This is a genomic window from Metabacillus idriensis, from assembly GCF_050483325.1.
GTDB lineage: Bacteria > Bacillota > Bacilli > Bacillales > Bacillaceae > Bacillus_P > Bacillus_P idriensis_A.
In genome coordinates this window covers 218,084-238,072 of record NZ_JBCMYF010000032.1, presented here as the reverse complement: position 1 = coordinate 238,072, position 19,989 = coordinate 218,084, and the positions used below count along the sequence as shown (strand labels likewise).

Sequence of the window (19,989 nt, the reverse complement as noted above, 5' to 3'; positions counted from 1 at the left end):
TTTTGCACACACCTGTTTCAAATCATGTCAAAACTTTTACATTTCATTGTAAAACTTGAAAGGTGATTTAACTAAGTATATTATTATTAAGGTGCAACATTTTGTTAGTTAGGAGAACATCTTATGCTATTAGATACATTAAAGGCCATAAAAAATAACAAAGACTTGATCTATCACTTGACTGCTTCTGATTTTAAAGCAAACAACTCAAGAACATACTTTGGTTTTCTGTGGTGGATCTTGGATCCGGTTTTTTATATGGCCATTTTTTACTTGCTGGTCGTGGTTATCCTTGATAGAGGCGGAGAGAATTATGCAGTGATTATCTTTACTGGCTTAATTCCGCTGAAATTTGTAACGGCTGCTCTTGTAGATGGAACGAACGCCATCTCATCTAAAGGGAATATCCTGCAGCAGGTATATGTACCGAAAATTATTTTTATTATCGTTCGCTTACTTGTTAACTGCATTAAATTTATAATCAGCGCCGTTGTGCTTATTTTATTTTTGGCGATATACGGAATTGACTTTTCATGGAATATTCTTTATTTCCCGTTCATCTTTTTGATAAATGCATTCTGCCTATTAGGCGTGATGATTTTCCTTGCCCATCTTGGCGTTTTTATCAGGGATGTGAAAAATATGATGCAATATATTTCAAGGGTCTTAATGTATCTATCACCTGTATTGTTTGAAATGAAAGACGTACCTGCTAGTTTAGTTCCATATCTCTATTTGAATCCTTTTACAACATTTTTGGAATCCTATAGAGACGTACTGATTTACGGCAGACCTCCTGAATTTTTACCGATGCTTATCTTGACCATTCTTTCACTTGCTATCTTGTATTTGGGAATACGCCTGTTAAACAAAAATGAAAAAGAATATGCTAAGGTGATTTAATTGAGTGAAAATATAATTGAAGTAAAAGATCTCTGGGTATCTTATCCGGAGCATACAGAAAAACCATTAAAAAAACTATTGAATCTTCATAAAAAAGATGACCGCTTCTGGGCGCTTAAAGGCCTGAACTTCGAAGTGAAAAAAGGCGAGGTTCTTGGCGTCATCGGACGTAACGGTTCTGGAAAAAGCACGCTGTTAAAGCTGCTCAGCGGACTGATTTCACCTGATAAAGGCGAATTCAGCATCATGGACGAAGAGCACCCGGTTCTTCTTTCATTAGGAGCTGGATTTCAGCCGGAGCTTGCTGGAATTGAGAATATCTATTTGAATGGACTGCTTTTAGGTCATAATAAGAAAACGATTGATGAAAAAATCGATGATATTATTGAATTTTCCGAGCTTGGCGATTTTATTTATAAACCTGTGCGCACGTACTCTGCAGGGATGAAATCAAGGCTTGCATTCGCTACGGCTATTTCACTTGATCCTGAGATTCTTCTCATTGATGAAGTTCTGGGCGTAGGCGACACAGCTTTTCAGCAAAAATGCCGTGAAGCGATTATGGAGAAAATCAAACAAGAAAGAACGGTTATTCTTGTAACCCACTCATCGAATCTAGTAAGAGCGATCTGTGACCGTGTTGTATGGATCCACCTTGGTGAACAAAAGGCAGTCGGCGAGACAGGTCCGATCGTCAAGGAATATGATGAGTTTATGAAACTGGCAAGAAAATGAATATTCTCATGCTGCTGTATAAGGATATTCCTTATGATGCGAGAGTAAAAAGAGAGGCCCTGGCATTAGCTGAAGCAGGACATGCCGTATACTTAGCCTGCGTCAGGGAATTCCAGGAGCCTGATCCTTTTTTACATAAAAACATTCATTTAATTCGGATTGGCATTTCCGTTAAAAGCATTAAAGCTACTATGTCTAAAGGGAATGCAAGTGCACAAACAAGGCAATCGGCAGTGAAGAAGCTGATCGTCCGCACGGCCAGATTGCCGCTTGTCAAAATCCCTAAAGACTACCTGGCCTACTATGAGTTTTATAAAAAGGTCAAAGCACATTTGAAAGACATCTCGATTGACGCTGTTCATTGTCATGATTTAAATACGCTGTGGCAGGGGCAAATGCTGTCAAAGGATTTCTCTGCGAAGCTTATCTATGATTCACATGAAATCTTCAATGAGATGGCCGGGCGCAATCAGCTTGACCGCATCGCAGGTTATGCGATGGAAAAACGGCTTTTTCAAAAAATCGATTATCTTGTTACTGTAAATCCTTATCTGAGAGATTATTTGTTTGAAAAAAATGGAGAAAAACCATGTGTGCTCATTCAAAATATCCCTCTTTTTCACAAGCATGACCTTAAAGAGGAGAAAGCGATTGACTGGGATTATCCATTCAATGAAAAGGATACGATTCTGCTCTATCAAGGCGGATTTTCTCCGTACCGCGGTCTGGAATTGATTATCGATGCAATGGCTAAGCTTCCTGAAACCTATAAACTGGTGATGATTGGTTCAGGCATACTGAAAGATGAGCTGGTCAGCCGTACTGGATCACTTGGACTGTCAGACAGGGTCTTTTTTCACGATCAGGTTTCGTCTGAGGATTTAATTCATTACACCATGAAAGCTGACATCGGCCTTGTGATGTATGAGAAGGTATCTAAAAATAACTATTATTCAACACCAAATAAAATCTTTGAATACCTGCAGGCAGGCGTTCCCGCCGTTTCTTCCAATCATCCCGGCAAATCTGTCATTATTGATGAGTACAAAACCGGTGTGCTGGCAGACGAAACGCCAGAAGGCATTGTAAATGGCATTTTAGAGATTATGAACCAATATGCTTCCTATCAGCAAAACTGTCTCCGTGCAAGAGAGGTTTTAACTTGGGAGGCAGAAAGCAAAAAGCTGATTCAGATGTATGAGGACTTATCGTAGTGGATGTGGGGGTTTAGGCACCACATCTTTTTTAAAAAGTTTTTTGCACTTCGATGTCTAGCTCCATCGCCTAACTCCTCGGCCAGAACGAAATTGCCAGTAAAGGCAAAAAGCGCCTTTTCTGGCAATTCCTTATCTGTCTGTCGGAGCTAAACAGGCGATTCCGCTTTTCTGATAAAAATGTAATGAAATCCTAATAATAAAGAAAAATACTCTTTTCAGGCACGTGATATAATGAACAATAGCTGCCTAAAATGGACTATAAAGGAGTTTCGTATATATGGATCGTAAATTAAAAGTCATGACTATTTTCGGTACAAGACCTGAAGCCATCAAAATGGCGCCGCTTGTGCTTGAACTTGAAAAGTATCCGGATGAAATTGATTCAATCGTTACTGTAACGGCCCAGCATCGTCAAATGCTTGATCAGGTACTGGAATTGTTTGAAGTTACGCCAGACCACGACCTGAACATTATGAAGGACCGTCAGACACTGACAGGTGTGACGACAAAGGCGCTTGAAGGCTTAGATGAAGTGATGAAAGACGTGAAGCCTGATCTTGTACTAGTTCATGGTGATACAACGACAACATTTGTAGCAAGCCTGGCTGCATTTTACAATCAAATTGCTGTCGGCCATGTAGAAGCAGGACTCAGAACGTGGAATAAATACTCTCCATTCCCTGAAGAAGTGAACCGTCAAATTACAGGTGTCATCGCTGATCTTCATTTTGCTCCAACGAACAAAGCAGAGGCAAATCTGCTTCAGGAGAATAAAAAAGGCGAGACGATTTACATAACAGGCAATACGGCCATTGATGCTTTAAAAACAACTGTTAAGGAAACTTATACTCATGAAGTGCTTGAAAAAGTAGGATCAGACCGCATGATTCTATTAACAGCGCATCGCCGCGAGAATTTAGGAGAGCCAATGCGCAACATGTTCCGTGCGATTAAGCGTCTGATCACAGAGCATGATGATGTGCAGGTCGTGTATCCGGTTCATTTAAATCCGGCTGTTCGTGAAGTGGCAGATGAAATTCTCGGAAACGATCCTAGAATTCATTTGATCGAGCCGCTTGGCGTTTATGATTTCCATAACTTCGCTTCTAAAGCGCACATCATTCTTACCGATTCGGGCGGCGTACAGGAAGAAGCGCCATCTCTTGGAGTGCCGGTACTTGTTCTGCGCGACACAACTGAGCGCCCTGAAGGAATTGAAGCAGGTACATTGAAGCTTGCAGGAACAGATGAAGAAACCATTTATAAGCTTGCTTATGAGCTGCTTAACAATAAAGAACGCTATGAAGAGATGTCGAAAGCCTCTAATCCATACGGAGACGGAGAAGCTTCAAGACGTATTGTGGAAGCGATTCTGCATTATTTTAAAAAGCGTGATGAAAAGCCTGTGCCTTTTGAGGTATGATGGACAAAAAAGACGACCTGATTCTGACATCAGGTCGTCTTTTTTATATGGTTCATGCTATGAGATTCTTTACAGTTCTGCAGGGCTTCCGAAAGCTCTGCTGCCTGTGTTTCTCTGTTAAATGATTGCAGGAGATGGTGACGCAGGTTTTTCTTCATGTCTTTAAGTGTTTCAGGCTGGCTTTGAGCGAGCTTGAGTGCGCGGATAAAGTCTTCCGGATTCTCAGGTTCAAATGTGAAGCCGGCATGATTTTTTTCGACGATCTCCCTTGCTTCACCTTCAACTCCGATCAGAACCGGCAGTGATACAGCCATATAATCAAACACTTTGGAAGGAATCGTGATTTCAAATAACGGATGCTTTTTTAAACTGACAATGCCAAGATCGGCGCTGTCATAGTAGGAAGCCAATTCTTCCTTTCTTTTGCTGTCCAGAAAAAGCACATTGGTTAAATGATTTGCTTTTACTTGTTCCATTAAAGCTTCTTTTTCAACGCCGTCACCTATGAACATAAAGCAGACAGAAGGGTCATTTTTCAGCTTTACCGCAGCCGAAATGATGGTCTGAAGACCTTGCGCTGCGCCAATATTGCCTGTATAAAGGACGAGGAATTTATCTTCAATCCCGTAGTCCTTTTTCACATCGTTCCTTTTTATTACAGGTTTTAAGGCACTTGGATTCACGCCATTTGGAATGACAATGATCTTCTCTGCTGAAATACCCAGGTCTATCAGACGATCTTTGTAGCCGTGTGTGACGACAACAATCAGATCGGCTTTCTTATAGATGAAATTTTCAAGTTTTCGGGCAAGATTCAGTAATTTTTTGTTTTTAAACTGACCTAAAATTTCTGCGAAGTCGACCCATAAATCACGGACTTCAAAAACGAACTTTGTTCTATGAATGCGGCTCAGCACGTACCCGGTCACCCCTTGAAAAAGCTGAGGGGAGGTTGCATAAACAATGTCCGGCTTTTTAACGAGCATGCCGCTTATGATGCTTGAGCACATAAACGACAAGTAGTTGGCTAAACGGCGGATTGAGCTTTTTTTAGTATCACGTATGCGAAAAGAGCGGTAAACGGATAGCTTGTTTATCTCCTCTTTACTGTACAATTTAGAAGTTGATTCATGATTTGGAAAGGCCGTCAGCACATGCAGATCATGCCCCAGGTTTGAAAGATTCGTGCTCATATCAAAGGCACGGCCTTGTGCTGCACCGATTTCAGGCGGAAAGTGCTGTGTTATATAAACGATTTTCATAGTGATCCCTTTCCATTAAAAATTAGGATATGTCAATATAATAGTGTAAAGTATAATTGGGAAAGTTACAACTTTGAGTTGAGAAAAGCGGAAGTGCCTTGGTTAGATCCGCTCTGACCGAAAAGCTGGGCGCTGAAGTTAGCTATAACTTTAATAAAGGAATGGATATAATGAAGAAAATCTGTGTAATCACGTCTGTTCATAACACATATGACGGCCGGATTTATCATAAGCAATGCAAGTCTCTGGTAAAGGCGGGGTATGATGTTTCTCTTGTCGCACCGAAGCCTGATATAATGTTGGACGATTCAATCAAGCTTATTCCAATTGAAAAGCCAAAGCAGGAATTGAAGCGCTTTTTACATACGTTTACGGTTTTTAAGGCTGCCAGAAAAACAAATGCAGACCTCTATCATTTTCATGATCCAGAGCTTATCCCGGCAGGCGTGCTGCTTCGTATTTTCACCGGGAAACCTGTCATTTTTGATGCTCATGAGCATTATCCGAATGCCATTATGAGCAAAAAATACTTGAAAAGCTGGATGAAAAAACCTGTTCGTCTCATCTACGAGGCAATTGAAAGAATCTGTCTTCCAATTTTATCAGGCGTAATTTACACAACGGATGAAGTAGGGGAGAGATATCAGCGCTATCACTCCTGCAAGATTGAAAATTATCCTCTGACGGAAATGTTTACGCTGAATCATTCTGCCCTGAAAGACCCTAATATGGTTCTTTATCTTGGCGGAATTACCCCTATCAGAGGGATTGAACAATTAACAGAGGCCTTTTCCTTAGCGGCGGACAAGCATCCGAATGCGAGATTTCTTTTTGTTGGAAGGTTTGAGTCCGAAGCCTTTGAGCGGAAAATCAAAGAAAAGGTTAAAGCTTCAGGTTTTGCCGACCGTGTGGAATTTATGGGGAGTGTGCCTTATTCAGAGATCGAAACCTATCTCTCAAAAGCTTCAATAGGAATTATTCCTTATTTGCCTGAGCCCAATCATTTGGTCTGTCTGCCTAATAAATTGTTTGAATACATGGCAGCGGGTGTTGCCATTTTGGCTTCAGATTTCCCTCATTACCGGAGAGTGGTGGAGAATTCGGACAGCGGCCTTTTAATTGATCCTGAGAAGCCTGAATCCATTGCAGGTGCATTGAATGAACTGCTTGATAACCCTAAAATGACAAAAGAATTTGGTATAAATGGAAGAAAGAGTTTCGAGACGACCTATAATTGGGAAACAGAAGAAAGAAAGTTAGTATCGTTTTATAAAAAATTGCTGAAGCAGCAATAGCCATCATTATTTTGTTCAAAAAGAGTTCATACTTAGAATAAAGCGCACAGAATCTTAACAAAATAATAATTGCAAGTTTATATATTTTTGCTATGATGGAGGAAGTGAAAATATCTCACACAAGTTGGTGTAAGCATGTTAGATTATTCTAATTATATTATAGCTTTTATAGTATCTTTTATAGTGGCTGTATCTATTACACCACTTATAAAAAAACTTGCGATTAAAATCGGGGCGGTAGATAAGCCCAACAGCAGAAAAATTCATCAGGGCCTAATGCCGAGGCTTGGCGGTCTTGCCATATTTATCGGCGTTGTGGCAGGTTACCTGTACCTGCGTCCTGAATCAATGTATATGAAAGAGATTATAATCGGTGCTTTCATCATTATCATTATTGGTATTCTTGATGACCGCTTTACTCTTTCGGCAAAGTATAAGCTTGCAGGCCAGCTGGCTGCAGCTGCAGTCGTTGTCTCATCCGGCTTGCTCATTAACAAGATTACCCTTCCGTTTTTCGGATTGATTTACCTTGATTACTGGAGCTATCCTGTAACCATCCTCTGGATTGTCGGCGTCACAAATGCCATCAACCTGATTGATGGATTAGACGGACTGGCAGCTGGCGTTTCGTCTATTGCAATGACAAGCATTCTGATCATGGCGTTTACGAATTTTCAGTTTGCGGTTGTATCGCTGTGTATCATTCTGATCGGAAGCACACTCGGATTCCTGATCCACAATTTCTACCCGGCGAAGATTTTTATGGGAGACACCGGAGCGCTGTTTCTCGGATACTCCATCGCGATCCTTTCGACAATGGGATTATTTAAGAACATCACTTTGTTCGGTTTTATTATACCGATCATTGTTTTGGCTATACCTATTTTCGACACACTCTTTGCGATTGTGCGAAGACTTGTGAACAGACAGAATATCGCTGCACCTGATAAGCTGCATTTGCACTATTGTTTAGTGGACATGGGATTCAGCCACAGAAAATCCGTGCTGCTTATTTACTTCTTCAGTGCATGCTTTGGACTGTCGGCTATTCTTTTCTCAAATGCAACGATGTGGATGGCTCTCTTGATAATGATGATCCTGCTGTTTTTCATCCAGATTACAGCTGAACTCGTCGGATTAATCGGGGAAGGCCATAAACCGCTTATCAATGCATTCAGAAAGCTTCTGGCTAAGCCTAAGCCTCAAAAAGATAATTAATTCCGCATAGCATGCTGCTGTGCGGTTTTTTTATGTTTTCTATCTGAAGGGCTGCGGGTTGGACCAAAGTAAAAAGAAAGAATCCCCAGCCAATGATGGCTGGGGATTCTCTTTATTAATTGCTCTCTAACGTATCATTCTGAGATGTTTGAAGCTCTAAATGCTCTTTCAGTTCAGCTTTGACTTCTTCCAGGCTTGTATCATCCGGAATCCAGTAAGCGGCATTGCCGATGTATTCACCGACGCCTTCTAGCTTAACTGTATCGATCTTATCGGTGTTAAAGTTGTTGTACTTTTTGTAAAAGCCTAATAGCTCGGACATTCTCATGTTGGTTTCAACGTTTTTGCCAACTTCATTTGTCAGCTGGTCAACCTTCAGCAGAGTGCCTGCTGATACAATTTCATTGATCACTTCTTTTACAACCTGCTGCTGTCGTTCGTTGCGTCCGATGTCATTGTTAGGATCCTGCAGCCTCATTCTTGCATAGGCCAGTGCGTATCTTCCGTCCATTTTCATAGGGCCTTCTGTGAACTCGAGTTTTTCGGCTTTTGGATCATCACTGTTTTGAGTGAAATCAAAAGGAACATCCACAGTAATGCCGCCAACGATATCGATGATGTTTTTGAAGCCCTCAAAGTTAACAGTTGCATAGTAATCGATCGGAATTTCCAAAAATCCTTCGACTGTTTCAATCGTCAATTCTTTTCCGCCTGTTGAATAGGCTGAATTGATTTTTCGCTTTGTTTCTTTCCCTGGGATTTCTACGCGGGTATCACGCGGGAGACTCAGCAATTTCATCGTTTGATCCTTTGGGTTGAAGGTAGCAACCATAAGTGTATCAGCCCGTCCTCCAGATCCGCCGCTCGAATAGTTTTCAACACCCATTAACAGGATTGAAACGGGATCGTTGGAGATAGTGACCGCCTCATCGCGAAGTTTCGATTTATCTCTTCCTAAATCGTCAAATGAATTGTTTGCTGCCTGATAGGTTTGATAAAAAACATATCCGGCGTATCCGCCGACTAATAAAAATAGTATGAAGAACAAAAATAAAATTCGTTTAAAGACACTTTTCTTCTTTTTTTTCTTTATTTTTTTAACTTCCTGCCTATTCATAAGTTACTCCTCTGTACATTTAAATTTTTGGCTGTTCCAAATAAATTTGAGCACCTTCACTGATTACGCCCTGGCCATTTGTCAGCTCCGTCATCCATTCTATGAAATGATCCTTCTGACCTTCTTCAACAAACGTTTCAACTTCAACGCTATCAAGATAATGAATTTCTTTAAGCTGATAGTGTGAATTTCTCAGTTCATTTTCCACTTTTCCAAGCCATGTATAATCAATCTTAGTATGCATCACGCGCGTTAACTTACGCTCGACGATGCCGATTGCGTTTAGAGCTTCAGAGGTTGAGCTGCCGTATGCGCGGATCAGTCCGCCTGCACCAAGCTTTATGCCGCCGAAATAACGGGTGACAACGGCTGCGGTATCTTTCAGCTGTCTCTTTTTAAGTACTTCAAGGATCGGCACTCCTGCGGTTCCGCTTGGTTCTCCGTCATCATTTGCTTTTTGAATCAGATCGTGTTCGCCGATTAAATAGGCTGAGCAGTTATGTGTCGCATCCCAATGCTTCTTTTTTATCTGCTGAATGAAGGCCTGCGCCTCTTCTTCGGTTTCTGCGCGGTTTATATAACAAATAAAACGTGATTTCTGTATGGATATTTCATGCTCTCCGTATCCTTTTACGGTATAATAGTGTGAAAGCATGCTCGTACACCTCCTTGCAAGCTTATAGAAGGCAAATGGAATTATAAATGCACATTCTTCTATTATAAAGCGACAAAATTTTCACTTCAATCATTATATTGTGTGATATTGTGTGAAGTTTATTTTAACCCATTAGTGGAGGAGATATAGTGGACTCCAAGAAGCTTGACTGCAAAGTGCTTGATCAAATTCTGGATAAGATGGTAAAGACGGTTGACGGCAGCAAAGGCGAGATTTTTAAAATCGGCGAACAGTCCCGTCAGCAATACGAAGAGCTTGTAGAAGAACTAAAACAAATTAAAATACAGGTTAATGATGTGATCGAACAGGGAGACAAGCTTGAGGTCCATGCCAGGTTTGCAAGGTCGCGTCTGTCTGAGGTGAGCAAGCACTTTAAGCAATTCAGCGAGGAAGAGATCCGGGAAGCCTATGAGAAAGCCCACAAGCTTCAGGTGGAGCTCACCATGCTTCAGCAAAAGGAAAAGCAGCTCAGAGACCGGCGTGATGACTTGGAGAGAAGACTGCTTGGGCTTCAGGAGACAATTGAGCGGGCTGAGGTGCTTGTCAGCCAAATCTCTGTTGTCTTGAATTATCTGCATCAGGATCTTCGGCAGGTCGGCATGCTGATTGAAGATGCACAGCAGAAGCAGGATTTCGGCCTGAGAATCATTGAAGCTCAGGAAGAAGAGCGCAAGCGTGTTTCAAGGGAAATTCACGACGGGCCTGCGCAGATGCTTGCAAATGTCATGATGCGTTCTGAGCTGATTGAACGGATCTTCAGAGAGCGCGGTTCTGACGAAGGATTTAAAGAAATCCGCAGCCTCCGCCAAAATGTGCGCAATGCCCTGTATGAGGTTCGGAGGATTATTTATGATTTAAGGCCAATGGCACTGGATGACCTTGGACTCATACCGACCCTCAGAAAGTACCTTTATACAATCGAAGAGTATAACGGCAAAACCCGCATCTTATTTTCAAGCCTCGGCGATTTTGAAGAAAACCGGCTTCCGCCGCGTTTTGAAGTAGCGCTGTTCAGACTGGCCCAGGAAGCAGTCACAAATGCTTTGAAGCATGCTGAAGCCCGTGAGATTCAGGTTAAGGTTGAGGTGAATCAGAATAATATTATTCTGATGATCAAAGATAACGGTAAAGGCTTCGATACGAAAGAAATGAAGCAAAATCAGAACAAATCGTTCGGTCTCCTTGGCATGAGAGAGCGTGTAGAGCTCTTAAACGGCCGAATTACAATTGATTCTAAAATAGGTCTTGGGACATTCATCATGATACAAGTGCCGCTCAACGTCTGAAAAAATAGACTAAAGGCATATTGACGGCATCACTGTGTAATAGACTAGAATAAAAAAATGGGAGGCGTATGCATGAAGACAAGAATTGCGATAATCGATGATCACCAATTATTCCGAGAAGGCGTCAAACGAATCTTGGATTTCGAACCAAGCTTTGAAGTTGTATCAGAAGGCGATGACGGCGAAGATGCATTAGCCATCGTTGAAGACAGCAAGCCTGATGTTGTCATCATGGACATCAACATGCCTAAAGTAAACGGCGTGGAAGCTACAAAACAGCTTGTGGAAGCAAATCCGGAAACAAAGGTAATCATTCTGTCGATTCACGACGATGAGAACTATGTAACTCACGCTTTGAAAACAGGCGCTCGCGGCTATCTGTTAAAAGAAATGGATGCAGACACACTGATCGAAGCTGTAAAAGTCGTTTCTGATGGCGGTTCATACTTGCATCCTAAAGTAACACATAACCTTGTGAATGAATTCAGACGTCTTGCAACAAGCGGATCAGGCGGAGGCACAACAACCATCACGACTGAAATCCGACGTCCATTACATATCTTAACTCGCCGTGAATGTGAAGTGCTGCAAATGCTTGCGGACGGAAAAAGCAACCGCGGCATCGGCGAAGCCCTTTTCATCAGTGAGAAAACCGTTAAAAATCACGTAAGCAACATTCTTCAAAAAATGAACGTAAATGACCGTACTCAAGCTGTAGTCGTTGCCATCAAAAACGGCTGGGTGGAAGTGCGATAAAACCTGCTTCGGCAGGTTTTTTGCTTTTCACAGCCAGAATGCATTCTATATCTCTCAAATCCCTGTTATAGTAGATAGCAGGGATTTATTTTTGTTCACCGTTTATTTACACAGGCACTTTCGTAAACACTTTTAGACTATATGTTAAAAACGTTGAGTGGATTGCAGCGGAAGGAACTTGACTCCTGCGGGAAAATAGAGCGAAATGGAAGACCCCGCAGGCTCGCCGAGGAGGCTTCCACGCTCCCCGCGGAAAGCAACGGACAACATTAATAATCAAAACAACTATCCATGAAAAACAGCCTTTACTAACAAAGTAATGAAATCAAAAGAATTATCTTATAAAATAAAAGAACAATAAGAGAAGTCGATTACAAGGATGGTACATATATGAAAACGGCAATAGTTACGGACAGCACAGCTTATATTCCAAAAGAAACTCGGGAGCGGTTAAATATCCATATGATTCCGCTGAGCGTGATTTTTGGCGGGGAAGTGTACCAGGAGGAAGTGGAAATTACAGCTGCAGACTTTTATGCAGAAGTGAAAAACAGAGGCGAGCTTCCGACTACGTCACAGCCGTCAGTTGGAAAATTTGTTGAATTATTCGAAGAGCTTTCAAAGGAAAATGATGCGGTCATCAGTGTTCATTTATCAAGCGGAATCAGCGGAACCTACAACGGGGCTGTTTCAGCGGGCCAAATGGTTGATAACATCGATGTTTATGCATTTGATTCAGAAGTCAGCTGTATGGTTCAAGGGTTTTATGCGGTTGAGGCTGCAGAACTTGCTGCAGAAGGCAAATCGCCTGAGGAAATCATGTCACGGCTGAACGAAGTGAAAAAAACAAATCAAGCTTATTTCATGGTAGATGATTTATCCCATTTACAGCGCGGCGGACGTTTAAGCGGTGCACAGGCTCTGATCGGAAGCATCCTGCAGGTCAAGCCGATCCTGCATTTTGTCGATAAAAAGATCGTCCCGTTTGAAAAAATCCGCACACGCAAAAAAGCAATCAACCGTATTTATGATCTTTTTGATGAAGTCGCAAGTGCTAAAGAGCCAATGCGCGCAGTCATCATTCATGCCAACCGCCCGGATGAAGCGCAGCAAATGAAGGAAGAACTAGAAGCGAAGTATCCCCATGTTGAATACTCCATCAGCTATTTCGGACCGGTGATCGGCACGCATTTAGGCGAAGGTGCGATGGGACTTGGATGGTATAAGAGATAAGGAACGTGAGACTGGCTCTTAAAGTCGCAGCATGCGGCTTTAAGAGTCAGTTTTTTTATGCAGATGGATTTGTTATATTGAAAAATCAGCTGATAGGCAAAATAAAAATTTGAGAGGTCAAACTGAAAATTTGTTTCGTCATTGTGTTTATAAAGATCCATCTTAAAAACGCTCAACTAATTCAATGCACGAGCAATTTTTCCTTGTTTTTAAAAGGCCCGCAACGATCTTTCGGTCCACGAAACAACAAAATATGAAAATCAACGAAAAAATAACGAAAACGGCACCGAAAATATTGAATTCTATAGATGTTATTTGTGGATAACACTAGACATTTCCTGCAAAATTTTAGATACTAAGGATAATACTTCATTATGGTAGAGGAGCGATGATATGCAGGAAACTGACATCCAGAAACGGGCATACCGGCACTGGACGACATTAGAAGACAAAAAGCTGGTAGACTTGAGGAAAAAAGGCGTTAAATTCAGAGAAATTGCTCAACAATTAAACCGTACACCTATTAGTGTGGAAAAACGTTTCAGAAAAATCGAAAAAACGAAATTTAATTAAAAATGAGATTTCTCATACATAACGGATTGTTGAAACCCACAGAGAAAATCGAAGAAGGACTCCCAATTTCAAAGCATCACCTCCGTGTTAGCCAAATCAATCCATCGTCTGCATATTCCAAAGACCTCCAAAAACACCTTCAGGGAAGAAAGCTGCTCATTGATGAAATCCCATTTCCATTCGAAATCATACAACAGCATTATGAGAACGGCTATATTAAATATGAGTATGGCTTGGAGAAAGTGAATAAAAGACAAAAATGCAATCGCTGCAATAACAGTGATCTAAGCATGATCGGTGCTTTTAAGTGTGCAAGGTGCGGTGAACATTGCTCTTATTGCCGCGCCTGCATCCTTATGGGAAGAGTCAGCGAATGTACACCTCTTCTTGAATGGACAGGTCCTGAATCAGAGTTCCAGCAGCCTGAATTTAATGCGATGCAATGGGACGGGCAGCTATCAAAAGAGCAGCAAAAAGGGTCAGACCGCATGCTTGATGCTCTAAAAAATAAAAGTGATCTGCTCATATGGGCTGTATGCGGTGCAGGAAAAACAGAAATGCTCTTTAAAGGAATTGAACAAGCCTTACTTGAGAGAAAGCAAGTCTGCATTGCTACTCCCCGCACAGATGTTGTTCTCGAACTCGCTCCGAGACTTAAGTCCGTTTTTCCTCAAGCGGAAATTGCCGCTCTATTTGGTGGAAGCGAAGACCGATTTAAGCGTGCCAGCCTCACTATAGCCACAACCCACCAGCTTCTCCGTTTTAAACAAACGTTTGATTTAATGGTCATAGATGAAGTTGATGCCTTTCCTTACTCAGCTGATCAAAGTCTCCAGTTTGCTGCAGAACGGGCAAAAAAAGAACACAGTACCCTTATTTATTTAACCGCAACTCCATCCGCTGCCCTGAAAAAACAAATCGTCAATCAAGTCAAAATCCCACAGAGATACCATGGTCATCCTCTTCCTGTACCTGACTTTTCATGGTGCGGAAATTACAAACGCGCCATTCAAAAAGGCAGCCTTCCCAAAAACGTTCAAGCATGGATCACTTCCCATCTGGAAAATCAAAAACAAGCCTTTCTGTTCGTATCATCCATCCCGGTATTAGAAGAAACAACGGCTCTATTAAAAAAGCAGAACCCTCTAATAGAAGGAGTTTATGCAGAAGACCCGAACCGCAAGGAAAAGGTTCAGCGCTTCCGAAATGGAGGGATTCCCATTATGATTACAACCACTATTTTAGAAAGAGGCGTCACCATCCCGAATTCTGATGTCGCTGTGTTAGGTGCAGAGGACAGCGTATTTACAGAGAGCGCACTTGTGCAAATTGCCGGCCGGGCAGGCAGAAGTGCGAAGTATCCAAGCGGCGATGTTCGCTTTTTCCATTACGGGAAAACAGAAGCGATGCTCCGTGCCAAAAAGCACATTCAAATGATGAATGAAGAGGCGAAGAAGTGACTTTGTAACTGTTTAAAGTGTTATTTCTATCCAACATATTCCTTCTGTGGCATAATCATTTAAAAGATAAACAGACAGGGGATAGAGCGTTGGTAGTAAATGCGATGGAACGAATCATGATTGATTTATTATATGAATATAAGAGTGCCCTGCAGATGTCCTGTACGTGTGAAGAATGCTTAAATGACGTGCTTGCCCTTGTTTTAAACCGTGTTCAGCCAAGATATGTAACCAATCCTGAGAAGGTTGCATATGTAAAAGCTGAATTTGTCGACAAACAGCAGATGACGTCTTTAATCGTCAATTTAGCTGAATGTGCAAAAATGGTCTCAAACATGCCGCGGTGCGAAACTTATGTGAGAGGTGAGATATGAGCAAATGTCTCATTTGCCATGCTGAGCTTGAAAGAACTGTCTCCTGGAGGAGCGTATTTTTTTTAGATGAGCAAGGAACTGCCTGCTGTTCTGTTTGTTCATCTAAGTTCAGTTTGATTGGGGAGACTGCATGTCCAATATGTGATCGGCCTCAATCGAATGCTGAGACCTGCTATGACTGTGAAAGATGGCAAGCAGATCCTGTGTTTGGCAGCGTTCTTGCGGGTAATCGATCTGTATATCAGTACAATGAATTTATGAAAGAGCTGATTGCCAGATATAAATATAGAAGCGATGCCCAATTAGCGGATCTCTTTTCATCCCCCCTCCGAACCGTCTTCTTGGAACACTTCTCAAAGGATTATCTTATTGCCCCCATTCCCCTAAGTAAAGAACGGCTTTATGAACGAGGGTTCAATCAGGCCCGCCTGCTGGCTGACTTGCTCAATGCCCCCATCCGCGAACCGCTCATGCGAATTCACTTAGAAAAACAATCCAAGAAAACAAGAACGGAACGCCTTCAGACTGAAAATGTTTTTTACATTGATAATGCCTCTGAAATATACGGAAAAAAACTGCTGCTGATTGACGATATTTATACAACAGGAACCACAATCAGACACGCAGCCAAACTTCTAATCGGCAACGGCGCTGAAACTGTTTCTTCACTTACGCTCGTCCGGGGCTAAACGTTTTCAGCCAGCTTCCGATAGTAAAGATATAGTACAATGATAGGAGAATCATCAATGGGAGAACTATCGAACTGTCCGGAATGCTACCAGCTATTTGTGAGAACACAGTTTAAAACCGTCTGTGATGCATGTTATAAAGAAGTAGAACAAAAATTCGAAGTGGTTTACGGCTTTTTAAAGCAGAGTAAAAATCGAATGGCAACACTTTTCGAGGTGGAAGAACAAACAGATGTAGAAGAAGACTTGATTCTGAAATTCATCAGACAAGGCAGAATTCAGCTGGCTAACTTTCCAAACCTTGGATATCCGTGCCGGAAATGCGGAAAGCTGATCAGAGAAAACAACCTCTGCACTTCATGCGGAAAAGACATCAAAACCCAGCTGTTTGAATTAGAGCAAGAAGAAGAACGCCGGCAAAAAGTCACAGAAAAGCAGGCAACCTACTATACCATTCAGCCTAAAAATACCTAAATATATTAACAACGACTTTTTTCAGCCGATATAAACAGTAACGTGAAGAACGAAAGAATGGAGGAAAAGGGATGAAGATCAATCACTTAAACTCAGCAGGGATAAACCCTTATAAACGAAATACAGAAAAGCAGCAGGAAGCAGCGCAGCCGGCAAAAAAGCAGGATAAAGTTGAAATCTCAACACAGGCTAAAGAGCTTCAGCAGCAAAATGCCATTGATCAGGCAAGACAGGAAAAAGTAGCTGCCATAAAAAAACAGGTGGAAACAGGCACCTATACGATTGATCCAAAAGCTATCGCGAGCAGCGTGATTAAACACTATCAAAAGTAGATTCGGGAGGACTTGCAGTGTCAGCACATTCATTAATTCTAAAACTTGAAAAGCTGCTCGGGCTGAATCAGCAGCTGTATCAATTAGCTCAAACGAAAACAGAAGCCCTGAAGACAGAAGACCTGACTGTGTTGCAGCAAACACTCAAGCAGGAACAAATCTATGTACAGGCCATCAGGCAAGTGGAAAATGAACGGATCGCCCTTGCTTCGGCTTATTTAAAACGTGAAAATGATTTAACTTTATCAGCCTGCATTGAAAAAGCAGAGGGAGCAGACAAAGAAAAATTTTCAGGTCTTTTTCAGTCATTAACAGAAGTTATGGAGAAGCTGAAGAACGCGAACAAGCTGAATCAGCAGCTGACCATCCAGGCCCTGCAGTTTGTCTCAATCTCTTTGGACATGCTGATGCCGAAGGAACAATCTCCAGCCTATAAGCCTCCGGGCGGAACGGCTTCAGTACCAAAACGAAGATCTTTATTTGATTCAAAAGCCTAATGCTCGGAGGAATGAACCTTGCGCTCGACTTTTTCAGGTCTTGAAATCGCAAAAAGAGGTATGTTTACACAGCAAAGCGCCTTAAATACAACTGGACATAATATTGCAAACGCCAACACGCCAGGCTACACACGACAGCGTGTTAATTTTGTGCAGACAGAGCCATATCCTGCACCATCCATGAACCGACCTGAGTTTCCGGGTCAAATTGGCACGGGTGTTGAAGCGGGAACCATTGAGCGGGTGAGAGACAGCTTTCTCGATACACAATTCCGCTATGAAAATAACAAAGTAGGCTACTGGGATTCTCGTGCCGATTCTCTTTTGAAAATGGAAGAGATCATGAACGAGCCATCGGAAACGGGTCTTTCCAAAAGCTTTGACCGCTTCTGGCAGTCGATGCAGGACCTTGCGTTGAATCCTACAAATGCAGGGGCGCGTGCGGTTGTCCGCGAACGCGGGGCTGCAGTGGCAGAAACGTTCAAATACTTATCAACTTCTCTTAAAGCTGTACAGGGAGAATTGAAAAGTGAATTAGAAGTATCGACAAAAGAAATCAATTCACTGGCAAAGCAAATTAACAGCATCAATAAACAAATTTCTGAGATAGAACCGCATGGCTACCTGGCGAACGATCTATACGATGAACGCGATCGCCTGCTTGATCAGTTATCAGGTCTTGCGAACATTAAAATTTCGAACGAAAAAAGCGGCGGGAACTCGCTTTCTATAGCAGAAGGCTCTGTCACCATTGAAATCATGGATTCGAGTGGTAAATCTCTTGGAACTTTAGTTGATGGTAAAAGTAAAGCCGTCAATGAAATCAGCATTGACTTTTCTTCTGATAATGGACTAGCAGACTCAGTTTCTATCGGGTCAAATAAAATAGATGTAAAAGATTTTGGCAGTGTTGGAGAAATCCGCAGTCTAATCGATTCGTACGGATACAATCTTGACGGAGAAGCAGCCGGGCTGTATCCGGAAATGCTTGGACAGCTTGATCAGCTGGCTTACAGCTTTGCAACTGAAGTGAACAAAGTTCAGGAGGCAGGATACAGCATCAAGAGAATTGAGGAAGGCGGGGCAAGCAGTACACCGTTTTTTGATTTTACTAACATGACAGATCCGCCAAAAGACGCAGCATCTTTGTTAACCCTTCATCAGTCTATCATTGACTCAACTGATAACATTGCAGCTTCTTCAAATGGCAACATCGGTGATGGCAAAAATGCGCTTGCACTTGCAGAAGTGAAGAATCAGACCTTCTCAATCGGAGGCAAAACGACAACGATCCAGGATTTTTATGAAAGCTTAATTGGAGGCATGGCCGTTGATGCACAGGAAGCAAACCGCTTAGTCAGCAACAGCGATGTGCTCCGTTCAGCAGTCGACCAGCGCCGCCAGTCAGTCAGCGCTGTCTCACTGGATGAAGAAATGACAAACATGATCCAATTCCAGCACGCATACAATGCTTCAGCCAAAATGATCTCACTGCAGGATGAAATGCTCGATACCATTATTAACGGACTAAGAAGGTAGGTGAACAGTCATGCGCGTAACCCAAAGCATGCTAGCAGGCAACTCACTCCGCAATTTAAGTAAAAGCTATGAAAAAATGGGCACCTACCAGGATCAGCTCGCAACCGGCAAAAAAATCAACCGTCCTTCAGATGATCCGGTGGTAGCCATGAAGGGAATGCACTATCGCACAAACTTAACCGAAGTCGAACAATACCAGCGCAATATTTCTGAGACCTATCAGTGGATGGAAAACTCAGAGGCCGGGATTGAACAAGGAACACAAGTTTTGCAGCGCGTGCGTGAACTGATGGTTCAAGCCAGTAACGGCACGAACGGACCTGAAGATTTAAAAGCAATCGGTGCCGAGATTAAACAGCTGAAAGAAGATTTAGTCGGTTCTGCGAATACGCAGGTGGCAGGGAATTATATTTTTAATGGGACTGAAACGAAAAAGGCACCTGTTACTTTGAATGCAGATGGAACAGTAACGGTAAATATTGATAAATCACCCTTTGAAATTGAGGTTTCTAAAGGTGTTCAATTGAAAGCGAATATTAATTCCGACAATGTTTTCAGCGAGGATTTATTTGCAGTGATGGGCTCAATAGAAAAGGCGTTAAGTTCAGGTGATGCCTCCGGACTAGACGGATTACTTTCTGATCTTGACGGAAAAATGGACTTAATGTCAGCAGAACGTGCAGAGCTTGGAGCGAGGTACAACCGCTTAGAGCTAATCGAAGATCGAGTAGGCAAACAAGAAATTGTCTCCACGCGCATCCTTTCTGAAAATGAAGATGCAGATTTAGAGAAGGTCATCATGGATATGACGGCACAAGAAAGCATCCACCGCGCTGCCTTATCGGTCGGCGCAAGAATCATACAGCCAACATTAATGGACTTTTTAAGATAAGCTATCTTTTTATAAGATAGCTTTTTTACTAGGAGGAC

Annotated in this window: 21 protein-coding genes; 18 read left to right on the top strand and 3 right to left on the bottom strand. The window is 42.1% G+C overall.

Annotated features, from left to right (window positions below; all coding sequences use genetic code 11):
- Positions 1-123 precede the first annotated feature (123 nt).
- The 4 genes from ABEQ24_RS19110 to wecB all read left to right on the top strand — a co-directional run bounded on the left by ABEQ24_RS19110 (position 124) and on the right by wecB (position 4,278).
- Complete coding sequence (locus ABEQ24_RS19110) at positions 124-903, top strand: ABC transporter permease (protein WP_430008279.1); 780 nt, start codon at positions 124-126, stop codon at positions 901-903.
- Positions 904-1,638 (top strand): ABC transporter ATP-binding protein, encoded by a 735-nt coding sequence (locus ABEQ24_RS19105; protein WP_430008278.1) that lies wholly within the window; start codon positions 904-906, stop codon positions 1,636-1,638.
- Positions 1,635-2,852, top strand: a complete 1,218-nt coding sequence (locus tag ABEQ24_RS19100) for a glycosyltransferase (protein WP_430008277.1) — start codon at positions 1,635-1,637, stop codon at positions 2,850-2,852. Before ABEQ24_RS19105 ends, ABEQ24_RS19100 begins: the two co-directional genes overlap by 4 nt.
- A gap of 280 nt (positions 2,853-3,132) precedes the next feature.
- Positions 3,133-4,278 (top strand): non-hydrolyzing UDP-N-acetylglucosamine 2-epimerase, encoded by a 1,146-nt coding sequence (gene wecB, locus ABEQ24_RS19095; RefSeq protein ID WP_430008276.1) that lies wholly within the window; start codon positions 3,133-3,135, stop codon positions 4,276-4,278.
- Between the two features lie 29 nt (positions 4,279-4,307).
- Here the strand turns inward: wecB and ABEQ24_RS19090 are convergent, their stop codons facing one another.
- Positions 4,308-5,540, bottom strand: coding sequence for a glycosyltransferase family 4 protein (locus tag ABEQ24_RS19090; protein WP_430008275.1), 1,233 nt, complete (start codon positions 5,538-5,540; stop codon positions 4,308-4,310).
- A gap of 170 nt (positions 5,541-5,710) precedes the next feature.
- On the opposite strand from ABEQ24_RS19090, the gene ABEQ24_RS19085 reads away from it, so the two are divergent.
- Together ABEQ24_RS19085 and ABEQ24_RS19080 are read left to right on the top strand one after the other, a co-directional pair.
- On the top strand, positions 5,711-6,835 hold the full coding sequence (locus tag ABEQ24_RS19085; RefSeq protein WP_430008274.1) for a glycosyltransferase family 4 protein: 1,125 nt from the start codon (positions 5,711-5,713) through the stop codon (positions 6,833-6,835).
- 135 nt (positions 6,836-6,970) lie between these two features.
- Positions 6,971-8,053, top strand: a complete 1,083-nt coding sequence (locus ABEQ24_RS19080; RefSeq protein ID WP_430008273.1) for a glycosyltransferase family 4 protein — start codon at positions 6,971-6,973, stop codon at positions 8,051-8,053.
- Positions 8,054-8,168: 115 nt separating this feature from the next.
- Here the strand turns inward: ABEQ24_RS19080 and ABEQ24_RS19075 are convergent, their stop codons facing one another.
- Together ABEQ24_RS19075 and ABEQ24_RS19070 are read right to left on the bottom strand one after the other, a co-directional pair.
- On the bottom strand, positions 8,169-9,170 hold the full coding sequence (locus ABEQ24_RS19075; protein WP_430008272.1) for an LCP family protein: 1,002 nt from the start codon (positions 9,168-9,170) through the stop codon (positions 8,169-8,171).
- A gap of 19 nt (positions 9,171-9,189) precedes the next feature.
- Positions 9,190-9,825: a YigZ family protein gene (locus ABEQ24_RS19070; protein ID WP_430008271.1), complete on the bottom strand. Its 636-nt coding sequence runs from the start codon at positions 9,823-9,825 to the stop codon at positions 9,190-9,192.
- A 149-nt stretch (positions 9,826-9,974) separates the two neighbouring features.
- Here ABEQ24_RS19070 and ABEQ24_RS19065 point away from each other — a divergent pair, with 149 nt between their 5' ends.
- The 12 genes from ABEQ24_RS19065 (at position 9,975) to flgL (ending at position 19,951) form a co-directional block, all read left to right on the top strand.
- Positions 9,975-11,132 (top strand): sensor histidine kinase, encoded by a 1,158-nt coding sequence (locus ABEQ24_RS19065; RefSeq protein WP_133312725.1) that lies wholly within the window; start codon positions 9,975-9,977, stop codon positions 11,130-11,132.
- Positions 11,133-11,204: 72 nt separating this feature from the next.
- Complete coding sequence (locus tag ABEQ24_RS19060; protein WP_070878231.1) at positions 11,205-11,888, top strand: response regulator transcription factor; 684 nt, start codon at positions 11,205-11,207, stop codon at positions 11,886-11,888.
- Between the two features lie 390 nt (positions 11,889-12,278).
- A complete protein-coding gene (locus ABEQ24_RS19055) occupies positions 12,279-13,121 on the top strand; it encodes a DegV family protein (RefSeq protein WP_430008270.1) in 843 nt (280 codons plus the stop codon).
- 393 nt (positions 13,122-13,514) lie between these two features.
- Entirely contained in the window at positions 13,515-13,694 is a 180-nt protein-coding gene (locus tag ABEQ24_RS19050; protein ID WP_430008269.1) for a Myb-like DNA-binding domain-containing protein, read from the top strand.
- 29 nt (positions 13,695-13,723) lie between these two features.
- Positions 13,724-15,154, top strand: coding sequence for a DEAD/DEAH box helicase (locus ABEQ24_RS19045; protein ID WP_430008268.1), 1,431 nt, complete (start codon positions 13,724-13,726; stop codon positions 15,152-15,154).
- 89 nt (positions 15,155-15,243) lie between these two features.
- A complete protein-coding gene (locus ABEQ24_RS19040; RefSeq protein ID WP_430008267.1) occupies positions 15,244-15,528 on the top strand; it encodes a late competence development ComFB family protein in 285 nt (94 codons plus the stop codon).
- Positions 15,525-16,217 (top strand): ComF family protein, encoded by a 693-nt coding sequence (locus tag ABEQ24_RS19035; RefSeq protein ID WP_430008266.1) that lies wholly within the window; start codon positions 15,525-15,527, stop codon positions 16,215-16,217. Before ABEQ24_RS19040 ends, ABEQ24_RS19035 begins: the two co-directional genes overlap by 4 nt.
- A 57-nt stretch (positions 16,218-16,274) precedes the next feature.
- A complete protein-coding gene (locus tag ABEQ24_RS19030; protein WP_430008265.1) occupies positions 16,275-16,691 on the top strand; it encodes a TIGR03826 family flagellar region protein in 417 nt (138 codons plus the stop codon).
- Positions 16,692-16,762: 71 nt separating this feature from the next.
- Complete coding sequence (gene flgM, locus ABEQ24_RS19025; protein ID WP_430008264.1) at positions 16,763-17,023, top strand: flagellar biosynthesis anti-sigma factor FlgM; 261 nt, start codon at positions 16,763-16,765, stop codon at positions 17,021-17,023.
- 17 nt (positions 17,024-17,040) lie between these two features.
- Positions 17,041-17,520, top strand: a complete 480-nt coding sequence (locus ABEQ24_RS19020; RefSeq protein WP_430008263.1) for a flagellar protein FlgN — start codon at positions 17,041-17,043, stop codon at positions 17,518-17,520.
- A gap of 18 nt (positions 17,521-17,538) precedes the next feature.
- Positions 17,539-19,059 carry a flagellar hook-associated protein FlgK gene (flgK, locus tag ABEQ24_RS19015; protein ID WP_430008262.1) on the top strand — a complete coding sequence of 507 codons (1,521 nt, stop codon included), beginning with the start codon at positions 17,539-17,541 and terminating at the stop codon, positions 19,057-19,059.
- 10 nt (positions 19,060-19,069) lie between these two features.
- Positions 19,070-19,951 carry a flagellar hook-associated protein FlgL gene (gene flgL, locus ABEQ24_RS19010; RefSeq protein WP_430008261.1) on the top strand — a complete coding sequence of 294 codons (882 nt, stop codon included), beginning with the start codon at positions 19,070-19,072 and terminating at the stop codon, positions 19,949-19,951.
- The last annotated feature ends 38 nt before the right edge of the window (positions 19,952-19,989 follow it).